The following is a 9,934-nucleotide window of genomic DNA, read 5'->3' as shown; positions in this document are numbered from 1 at the left end:
GACACCGTCCAGCGGGCTCCTCTCCGGCGGGTACACATCCGACAGGCCCCCATTACGGACACAAAACCCAGTTCCGGACACACTTGGACCCCCGGAACCGCTGTACACAAGGAGCTTCCAGGTAAAGTGCGCCCCGTGGAACGCCGTCCGGCGTGCCACACCCCCCGGACCATGGACCCGTCTCGGGGCGGGCCCGCACGAAGGTGAGTGGAGTTCTCCATGAAGCGGTTCGAGTGGCGCGACCGGATCCACGCCCTGGACGCCGAGGCCGACTGCGAGCAGATCGTGCGCATCCTCGGCAACCACGAGTTCCCGTGGGACATCGAGCAGGCCTTGGGCCTGGCCCTGTACCGAACCTACGCCGTGCCCAGCATCGGCGAACTCCTGGCGCACACCCGCGAGTTCACCGAGCGCACGCAACACCGTTACGACGACACCGCGCTGATCCTCAACGACATCATGGAGCACGGATTCGGTCCGGGCCGCGGCCGTGACGCGCTGCGCCGGATGAACCAGATGCACCGCTCCTACGACATCAGCAACGACGACTACCGCTACGTGCTCAGCACCTTCGTCGTCATGCCCGTGCGCTGGCTCAACGACTACGGCTACGGCTGGCGCAGCCTCAGCGAACACGAGATCGCCGCGAGCACCAACTACTACCGCAAGCTCGGCAGGCACATGGGGATCAAGGACATCCCCGAGACCTACGAGGAGTTCCGCGACCTCCTCGACTCCTACGAACGCGAGCACTTCGCCTACACCGACGGCGGACGCGCGGTCTCCGACGCCACCCTCGGGTTGATGGTGGACTTCTACCCGGCCTGGCAGCGTCCGCTGGTGCGCCCCTTCACCAAGGCGCTGCTCGACGACCGGCTCATCCGGGCCTTCGGCTACCCGGAGCCCTCCGCGGTCTGGCGGTGGCTGAGCGGTACCGCGCTGCGCCTGCGCGCCAGGGTGGTGCGTCTGATGCCTCCGCGCAGGGAGCCGCGCTGGGCCCGGCAGAGCCCCAACATCCGCAGTTACCCCGACGGCTACGACCCGTCCCGGATCGGCACCTTCCCGAAGGGGTGCCCGGTCCCGCACGATCTGGCGACCCGTGAGGTCACCGCCACGGGCGCCCGCGTGCCCGCGCCGGGGCAGGCGAGCGCACCGCACGCCTCCGAGGACACCGGAAGTTGACGTCCCGCGTTCCCCCGCGCGTTCTCCACGCCCCCGCGACCCCCGCCGTCCCCCGCGTGTCGCCCATCCCCCGCGCACCCCGCCGCCCCCTCTCCCGAAGGAACCCCGAATGAAACGTTTCGACCTCCGAGACGAGATCCATCACCTGGATCCCGAGGCCGACTGCGTCCGGATCATGCAGATCCTCAACTCCCAGGAGTTCCCCTGGGACATGGGCCGGGCGCTGGGCATCGCCCTGTACCGCACCTACGCCGTGCCCAGCATCGGTGAGCTGCTCGGCAGGACCAACGAGTTCACCGGCAGCACCCAGAAGCGCTACGACGACACCGCGCTGATCCTCAACACCATGATGCGGTACGGGTTCGAACCGGGGCAGGGCCGTGACGCGCTGCGCCGGATGAACCAGATGCACCGCTCCTACGACATCAGCAACGACGACTACCGCTACGTGCTCAGCACCTTCGTCGTCATGCCCGTGCGCTGGCTCAACGACTACGGCTACGGCTGGCGCAGCCTCAGCGGGCACGAGATCTCGGCGATCACGCACTACTACCGCAAGCTCGGCCGCTACATGGGGATCAAGGACATCCCCGAGACCTACGAGGAGTTCCGCGACCTCCTCGACTCCTACGAACGCGAGCACTTCGCCTACACCGACGGCGGACGCGCGGTCTCCGACGCCACCCTCGACCTGATGGTGACCTTCTACCCGCGGCGCGTGTCCGGGCTGGCGCGTAGGTTCTCCATGGCGATCCTGGACGAGTCGCTCATCGAGACCTTCCGCTACGACCCGCCCGGTAGGGCCTGGCGCCGGGGTGCCGACCTCGCGCTGAAGCTGCGCGCCAAGGTGGTGCGCCGGATGAAGCCGCGCGAGGAGCCGCTGTGGGCGGACGACAACCCGAACATCCGCAGCTACCCGAAGGGCTACGACGTCAACCGGATCGGCACGTTCCCGGCGGGCTGCCCGGTGGCGCACGACGTGGACCCGGTCGGACACGCGGAGCTGTACGGCGATGGGGACGCTCGGGAGCACGCCTCCCAGCAGGAGCGGAGCGCTCCTGAGGAACCGGCCTCCGCAGACGGTCGGACGTGACGGCCACGGCCGACCGCTTCGGAGGCACCCGCGGCGCGGGCGGGGGCCGGAGCGCGCCGCTGCCCCGCTCCGTGCACGCCTGGTACGGCAGCGGTGCGGTGGCCACGGGCGTCTTCAACACGGTGCCGGGGCTGCTGCTCCTGATCTACCTGACCGACACCCTCGCGGTGAGCCCCGCGTTGGCGGGGCTGGTGGTGTTCCTGCCCAAGCTGGTGGATCTTCTGGTCAGTCCGTATATCGGAATCTGGTCAGATAGGACGCGCTCGTCGTGGGGCCCGCGCCGCCCGTGGATGCTGGCCGGAGCGCTCACCCTTCCCGTGCTGTTCGCCGCGGTGTTCGCCGGACCGCCGTTGGAGGGCGACGCCGCCGCCGTCTACGTGGCGGTCGTGTTCGTGGCCGCCGCGCTGGCGTCGTCGGTGTTCCAGGTGCCGCACACCGCCATGCCCGCGGAGATCACCTCCGACTACCACGAGCGGTCCACGCTCAACACGTGGCGGACCGCGTTCGTGGGGCTCGCCCTGATGCTGGGCGGCGCCCTGGCCCCCGTCCTCCAGGCGGTTCCGGACGACGCCGTGGCCGGATACCGGATGATGGGCCTGGCCATGGGCGGCGTGGTGCTGGTCTCGACGCTGGGTTCGGTGGTCGGAACGCGCCGGGCGCCGCGCCCGGCGTTCCCGCACCGCACCGAGGGCCTGGCCGCCCAGCTGCGGACGGCCTTCACCCACCGGCACTTCCGGGTGCTCTTCCCCGCGAACCTGCTGATGGCCACGGCCAGCGGGACCATGGTCGCCGGCGTCCCGTACGTGACGGCCAACGTCATGGGGAACCCGGAGTACACGAGCATCCTCATGGTGTGCGTGCTGGTGCCGCTGATGGTGTCGGCCCCCCTGTGGAAGCGGTTGTCGGTACGGGTGGACAAGCGCCGTGCCGCCGGGTACTCGGCGTCGGTGTTCGTGCTGGGCGCCCTGGGGCTGCTGCTGATCCCGCTGTGGGGCTTCCCCGGCGCGGTGCTGTCCTCCGTGCTGGTGGGCGTGGGCCTGTCCGGGACGAACCTGCTGCCGTGGTCGATGCTGGCCGACTGCCTGGCCACCACGGACGCGTCGGGCCAGCGTCAGAGCGGGGTGCTCTCGGGGGTGTGGAGTTCCGGTGAGGCCATGGCGCAGTCGGTGGGCACCGGCCTGCTGTCGCTGTCGCTGGCGCTGAGCGGCTACGTGGAGTCCGGCCCCGGGGAGGCGGTCCGGCAGAGCGACGAGGCGCTGCGCGGCATGCTCATCGGCAGCACGCTGGTGCCCGGCGTGCTGATGCTGTGCTGCCTGGTTCCGCTGGCGTTCTACCGGCTGACCGCCGAGGACACCGGGGAGCCCCGCCACCGGGTCAGAGCGTGAGGACGATCTTGCCGCGCCCGTGGCCGGTGTCCAGCTCGCGGTGGGCCAGCGCCGCGTCCGCCAGCGGCACGGCCCTCCGGACATGGACGCGGATGAGCCCCCGCTCGTACAGGTCCACCATCTCGGCCAGGCGCGCGGCCGAGCGGGGACCCGCGGGTTCGGGCAGGCCCAGTTCGCGGGCGGTCTCGTGGGAGACCATGCTGACCACGCGCCGGGGGTCGCCGACGATGCCGACGGCCTGGCGCAGGGAGTCGTCGTCGAAGGAGTCCAGGGCGGCGTCCACCCCCCGCGGCGCCACCGCGCGCACGCGCTCGGCCAGTCCCTCCCCGTAGAGCACGGGAACCGCGCCGATCTCCCGCAGGTGGTCGTGGTTGCGCTCGCTGGCCGAGCCCACCACCATGGCGGCACCCCAGGCGCGGGCCAGCTGCACGGCGACGGTACCCAGGCCTCCGGCGGCGGAGTTGACCAGCACGGTCTCGCCGGGGTTGACGCCGACCGCGCTCAGGGCCATGTGGGCGCCCTGCGCCTGGGCGGAGAAACCGCCCGCCACCTCCCAGGGCATGGCGGCCGGTTTGGGGACCACCTGGTCGGAGGGGACCACCACGTACTCGGCGTAGCCCCCGAACGTGCCGAAGCCCAGCACCTCGGTCCCGGGCGCCGGTTCGTCGGTACCCGGACCGACCGCGTCCACCGTTCCGGCGAACTCGTTCCCGGGCACCAGGGGCAGGGTGACGGCGTCGCTCAGGGGCCGCTCACCGCGTCTGACACGGGCGTCGACGGGCAGCGCTCCGGCCGCGGCCACCCGGATCCGCACCTGGCCGGGACCGGGTTCGGGCACGGGCAGCTCCACCGGGGTGAGGACCTCGGGCGGGCCGAAACGGGGAACGGTCATCGCGTACATGTGCTTCTCCAGGGGTCGGCGGCCCCGCGGGGCCGGGGTTCCGATCCCGCGGCCGGGCGGCCGCGGGGGTTGTCACGGAGGTGGCGGGGAGAGGGACGCGGTGTTTCCTGAGGCCCTCGGCCACGGCGTCCCCTCCGTCACCCGTCCTCGTCCGCCGAGGGCGCTCCGCACCGGGGCGGGCTACCGCCCTCGGCTGGGGCCGAGGTCCCGTTCACCGCGGGCCCGGGCGGGGCGGACGGGAGGAACAGCGCCGGGAGCACGGCCACGGCGGTCAGCGCGGTCATCCACCAGAAGGCGGTCTGGAAGGCAGGTGCGGGCTGGCCCGCTTCCGCCAGCGCCGTGGTCAGGACGAACGCCAGCCCCGCCGTTCCGGCCGCCGCGCCGATCCGCTGCGTCACGTTGAGGGCGCTGGTGGCGCGGGGAACGCGTTCGGGCGCGAGCCCCCGGTAGGCCGCCGCCAGGAGCGGCACCGACGCGGTTCCCAGGCCCAGGCCCCGTACGAACAGGACGGCGCCGAGCAGCGTGGTGGAGGTGTCCCCGGTGACGAACCCGAAGGGCAGCGTCGCCAGGGCGGCCAGGACCAGGCCGCCCACCACCAGCGGACGCGGTCCCACCCGGTCGGCGGGCCGCCCCACGACCAGCACCGCCACCGCCACGCCCGCTCCCATCGGCGCCATGAGCACCCCGGCGGCGAGGGCGTCGGCGCCGGTCACCTGCTGGTAGAAGAGCGGCAGCAGGAACATGCCTCCCCAGATGCACAGTCCGAAGACGAACATCAGGAACGCGCCGATCCGGAACTGCCCGTCGGAGAACAGACGCAGGTCGATCAGCGGGGGCGGGGCACCGGGACGGCGGCGCAGGGCGTGGACGGCGAACCCGGCCAGCAGGAGCACGCCCCCGGCGGCGAGCAGCGGTCCGTGCGTTTCCTCCCCCAGGACCGACAGCCCGTAGAGCAGCGCGGCGAGGCCCGGAGGGAGCAGCGCCAGTCCGGTCAGGTCGATCCGCTCCTCCTTGCTGGGTGTGTCCGCCGGAACGCCGCGTACCGCCAGGGCGAGCGCGGCGGCGGTGAGCGGGAGCGTGGCGAGGAAGACCCAGCGCCACCCCAGGGAGTCCAGCACCAGACCGCCGAGCACGGGCCCCAGGACCGGTGCGAGCTGGCCGGGGACGCTCACCAGGGCCAGCGCACGGCCCACCCGGTCCTGGCCGGCGGCCCTGACCAGGATGGTCATCGTCAGCGGCAGCAGCATCCCGCCGCCCAGGCCGGTGACCACACGCAGGGCGACCAGGCTCGGCACCGACCAGGCGGCGGCGCACAGGGCCGATCCCGCGCCGAAGAGCGCGAGCGCGCCGATCCAGGCCGCACGCTGGCCGTGGCGGTCCACGATCCAGCCGGTCACGGGGATGACCGCGGTCATGGCCAGCAGGTAGGCGGTGGCCACCCACTGGACCTCGGCCACGGGAGCGCCGAAGGCACGGGAGAGACCGTCGATCGCGACGGTGATGATGGTGCTGTCGAGCAGCGCGGCGCACGCGCCGACGAGCAGCACACCGGAGAGCTTGAGCAGGGCGGGGTCGAGGCGCCGCGGTGCCCCGGTCGGAGGGGCTTCTGACTCGGACATGCTTGTAAACTACACCGTGCAGTGCAATAAGGTCCAGTGGACCGGACCTCCGTCCCGCCGTCCCCCGCCGCCAGGGGAGAATGGGGAGGAGACCCGGGAAGAAGCGGAGGGGTGCGGACGATGGCCACCGAGACGGCGAAGCGGCGCCGGTCCCCCGCCAAACGCGCGGCGATCACCGAGGCCGCGCTCCGGGTGTTCCTGCGGGAGGGCTACACGCGCGCGAGTGTGGACGCCATCGCCGCCGACGCGGGAGTGTCCAAGCGGACCGTCTACAACCACTTCCGCGACAAGGAGGCCCTGTTCGCGACCATCGTGGCCGAGAGCAGCACCGCGGTAGCCGAGGACTTCACCGAGGTCGCGGCCCGTCACCTCGACGCCCCCGCCGACGCCGCGTCCGCGTTGGCCGCCTTCGGTCTGGAGTGGGCCTCCCCCAGCTCACGCCGCCCGGACCACGGCGCCCTGGTCCGGCTGCTGATGGCCGAGGCCACGCACTTCCCCGACATCATCCGGGTGTGGCAGGAGACCGGCCCCGAGCCCGTGTACCGGGGGCTGGCCGCGCGGTTGCGCGCCATGGCGGACCGGGGCCTGCTGTCCCTCGCCGAGGGGGAGGAGGAGGCCGCCACCGGGCACTTCGTGGCCCTGGTGCAGACCCCGGCCACCAACCGGTCGTTCTTCCACACGCTCCCCCTGCCCGAGGCCGAGCACCGGGAGATCGTGCGCTCGGGCGTCGACGCGTTCCTGCGGCTCTACGGTCCGCGCTGACCGGCCCTCAGCGGCCCAGGCGGCGCCACAGGAAGCGGGGCATCAGCCGCATGCCCGTGAAGAGCGGCTGGAGCACGCGCGGTGCCCACACGGTGGTGGCCCCCGAGCGCAGCCCCGCCGACACCGCGTCCGCGACCTGGCCGGGGGTGGCCGGGAACGGTGCGGGTGCCACGTGCGCGGACATCCGCGTCGGCACGTAACCCGGCCGCACCACCAGGACCCGCGCGCCGGACCCGTGCAGGGAGTCGGCCAGTCCCTGCGCGAAACCGTCCAGCCCCGCCTTGGCCGACCCGTACACGAAGTTGAACCTGCGCACCCGCACGCCCGCCACGGAGGAGAGCACCACCAGCGTGCCGTGTCCCTGCTCCCGCAGGCGTGCGGCCACGGCCAGGTCGGCGGACACGTGCCCGGTGTAGTTGACCGCGGCGGCGCGTGCGGCGGCGGCCGGGTCGGCCTCGTACGCGGCCTGCTCCCCCAGCACGCCGAACGCGTCCACCACCACGTCCAGGTCGCCCACCAGCGCCACCGCCTCCGCCACGGTTCCGGTGTGGGTGTCGGGCAGGCTGGCGTCGAAGTCCACCGAGTGCACGGCGGCCCCGGGTTCGGTGAGGGCGTCGGGCGGGGAGGGCACCCCGCCGCGGGCGGCCAGCACCACCTCGCGGGCGCCCTCGCGGACCAGCCTTTCGACGATGGCCAGGCCGATCTCGCTGCGTCCGCCGAGCAGCAGGACGCTCCGTACCGTTCCCACCGAGTCACGCACGGCGCTCCCCGCCTTTCCGCAAGTCCGTCCCGGTCCCACCGGGTACATCCGTCATCGTGTCGTCACCGGGGTGCGCCGTCACAGGAGCCGCAGGCGGCGGGCCATGTCGGAGACCAGCACCCCGTCCGGATCGGCCATCGAGCGCACCCGGCGCCACGCGGGCAGCTCCGGGTACATGGCGTGCACGGTCTCGGCTCGGGCCCGGCTGTCCTTGGCCAGGTACAGGCGACCGCCCGCGTCGAGCACGCGCTCGTCGAAACGGTGCAGCACGGCGCCGAGTCCGGGCAGGTCGGCGGGCAGGTCCACGGCCAGCGACCACCCGGGACGGGGAAAGGACAGCGGTCCGGGCGTCGGCCGTCCCATGCGTTTGAGGACCGCCAGGAAGGAGGGAGCCCGCGCCTCCGACAGGTCCTCGGCGATCCCCGCCAGGGTGTCCTCGGCACCGAAGGGCACGACGAACTGGTACTGCACGGCCCCGGGGCGCCCGTAGAGCCGGTTCCATCCGTCGAGGGCGTCCAGCGGGTGGAAGTAGCCGCCCACGGGTTGGACCTGGCCGCGTCGCCGCCGGGGCGCCCGGCCGTGGCGCAGGGCGTTGAACGCGCCGACGGTCCACCGGTTCACGACTCCCACCGGCGGGGTGAGGGGCGGTACGGGCACGCTCGTCCCGCGGTGGCGCAGCGGGTCCCGCCGCAGCGGCGCCGGGAGGTCCCCCGGTTCCGCGTGGCGGGCCCGGGTGACCACGCCCCGGCCCAGAGCGCCGCCCCGGGCGAACAGGTCCAGCCAGGCCACCGAGTACCGGTGGCCGGAGCACGCCATCAGTTCCAGGGTCCGCTCCAGGCTCCCGGTCCGGTCGGTGTCCACCCGCATGTACGCGGTCCCGACCGGGAACACGGCCAGGGTCGCCTCGGTGACCACCCCGGTCAGCCCCATCCCTCCCACGGTCGCCCAGAACAGGTCGGGGTCCCCGCCGTCCGGTCCGGGGCCGAGGCGGCGCGTGCGCCCGTCGGGCGTCACCAGGGTCAGGGCGCGCAGGTGCGCGCCGAGGGAGGAGTCGGTGTGGTGGTTCTTGCCGTGAACGTCGGCGGCGATCGCACCGCCCAGGGTGACGCGGCTGGTCCCGGGGGTGACCGGGACGAAGAAACCGCGACCCAGCAGGTGGGTGATGAGGGCGTCCATGCTGGTGCCCGCCGGGGCGGTGACCTCACCGCGCCCGGTGTCCAGGCGCACGGGCCCGGTCAGTCCGGTGCAGTCCAGCACCAGTCCCCCCGAGTCCTGGGCGGCGTCGCCGTAGGCCCGTCCGAGCCCGCGCGGCAGCGCCCCGCGTTCCCCCGCCCGGGAGAGCGCCTCGGCGACCTGCCCGGGCGTGCGGGGGCGTACGACGTGGGCCGCCGTGGGCGCGGTGCGCCCCCACCCGTGCAGAAGGGTGCGACGGCCCGGCGGCGGCTGGATCACAGGTAGATCCCCGATCCGACCAGGACCACGAGTCCGCAGAGGATGAGCTGGAGGGGACGGTCGCGCAGGGCGATCTCCTCGGGCTCCTCCCCCACGCCCCGGTCCACGAGCAGGTTGTAGCGCAGGACGAACATGATGAACGGAACGATACTCAGCGTGTGGAAGAGCGTCCGAGGTCCGTCGCCCGGTTCCAGGGCCCACAGGCAGTAGGTGACGATCATGGCGCCCGACGCCATGGTGCGGGTCTGGGACAGGTAGGTGGTGCTGTAGCCGCGCAGGGTCGGACGGACCGCGTCCGACCCCGCGCCCGTGTTCCCGGCGGGGCGTCCGACGACGCTCGCGTGCAGTTCGGCCTCGCGCTTGCCGACCACCACCAGCAGGGCGGCCAACGACACCACGATCACGAACCACGAGGTCAGCGGCACGCCGACGGCCACACCGCCCGCCACGGCGCGCAGCACGTGACAGGCGGCGACCGCGACCAGGTCGCACACCACCAGATTCCTGAGGTGGCGGGTGTAGACCAGTGTGAGCAGCACGTATCCGGTGACCAGGGCGGACAGCGGAGGGTTGTCCAGGAGCAGGGATGCCAGCGGCGCGGCGGCGCCGAGCACGGTTCCGACCGTGACGGCCACCGGGACGGGGAGCGCGCCGGAGGCCACCGGACGGTGGCGCTTGCGCGGGTGCGCGCGGTCGCGGTGCGCGTCGTGGACGTCGTTGAGCAGGTAGGTTCCGCTGGCGGCCACGCAGAACAGGGCGAACACCGCCGCGCTGGTCAGC

9 protein-coding genes are annotated in these 9,934 nt (G+C 73.0%); 4 read left to right on the top strand and 5 right to left on the bottom strand.

Annotated elements, in window-relative coordinates:
• The first annotated feature begins 219 nt into the window (after positions 1–219).
• From D455_RS0110580 to D455_RS0110570, 3 genes are all read left to right on the top strand, one after another.
• Positions 220–1,182, top strand: coding sequence for an oxygenase MpaB family protein (locus tag D455_RS0110580; RefSeq protein WP_040684785.1), 963 nt, complete (start codon positions 220–222; stop codon positions 1,180–1,182).
• A 109-nt stretch (positions 1,183–1,291) separates the two neighbouring features.
• Positions 1,292–2,275: an oxygenase MpaB family protein gene (locus D455_RS0110575; RefSeq protein ID WP_017570696.1), complete on the top strand. Its 984-nt coding sequence runs from the start codon at positions 1,292–1,294 to the stop codon at positions 2,273–2,275.
• The gene (locus D455_RS0110570) at positions 2,272–3,660 is read left to right on the top strand and encodes an MFS transporter (RefSeq protein ID WP_017570695.1); all 1,389 of its coding nucleotides are present in this window, start codon (positions 2,272–2,274) and stop codon (positions 3,658–3,660) included. Before D455_RS0110575 ends, D455_RS0110570 begins: the two co-directional genes overlap by 4 nt.
• Here the strand turns inward: D455_RS0110570 and D455_RS0110565 are convergent.
• Complete coding sequence (locus D455_RS0110565; protein ID WP_017570694.1) at positions 3,650–4,561, bottom strand: NADP-dependent oxidoreductase; 912 nt, start codon at positions 4,559–4,561, stop codon at positions 3,650–3,652. The genes D455_RS0110570 and D455_RS0110565 overlap by 11 nt on opposite strands.
• 137 nt (positions 4,562–4,698) lie before the next feature.
• Positions 4,699–6,180, bottom strand: a complete 1,482-nt coding sequence (locus tag D455_RS0110560; RefSeq protein ID WP_017570693.1) for a DHA2 family efflux MFS transporter permease subunit — start codon at positions 6,178–6,180, stop codon at positions 4,699–4,701.
• A gap of 120 nt (positions 6,181–6,300) precedes the next feature.
• Here D455_RS0110560 and D455_RS0110555 point away from each other — a divergent pair, with 120 nt between their 5' ends.
• On the top strand, positions 6,301–6,942 hold the full coding sequence (locus tag D455_RS0110555; protein ID WP_017570692.1) for a TetR/AcrR family transcriptional regulator: 642 nt from the start codon (positions 6,301–6,303) through the stop codon (positions 6,940–6,942).
• 7 nt (positions 6,943–6,949) lie between these two features.
• On the opposite strand, the gene D455_RS0110550 is transcribed toward D455_RS0110555, so the two are convergent.
• The 3 genes from D455_RS0110550 to D455_RS0110540 all read right to left on the bottom strand — a co-directional run.
• Positions 6,950–7,702, bottom strand: coding sequence for an SDR family NAD(P)-dependent oxidoreductase (locus tag D455_RS0110550; RefSeq protein WP_017570691.1), 753 nt, complete (start codon positions 7,700–7,702; stop codon positions 6,950–6,952).
• A gap of 78 nt (positions 7,703–7,780) precedes the next feature.
• Positions 7,781–9,151, bottom strand: coding sequence for an FAD-binding oxidoreductase (locus D455_RS0110545; protein ID WP_026122507.1), 1,371 nt, complete (start codon positions 9,149–9,151; stop codon positions 7,781–7,783).
• Positions 9,151–9,934 (bottom strand): decaprenyl-phosphate phosphoribosyltransferase (locus tag D455_RS0110540; RefSeq protein ID WP_017570689.1); only part of this gene is annotated, 784 nt, incomplete at its 5' end. The genes D455_RS0110545 and D455_RS0110540, both read right to left, overlap by 1 nt.

Origin of the sequence: Nocardiopsis halotolerans DSM 44410 (genome assembly GCF_000341065.1) — a bacterium.
Classification (GTDB): domain Bacteria; phylum Actinomycetota; class Actinomycetes; order Streptosporangiales; family Streptosporangiaceae; genus Nocardiopsis; species Nocardiopsis halotolerans.
Note: the sequence above shows the minus strand (reverse complement) of the source record. Positions and strands in the feature narration are given on the sequence as shown.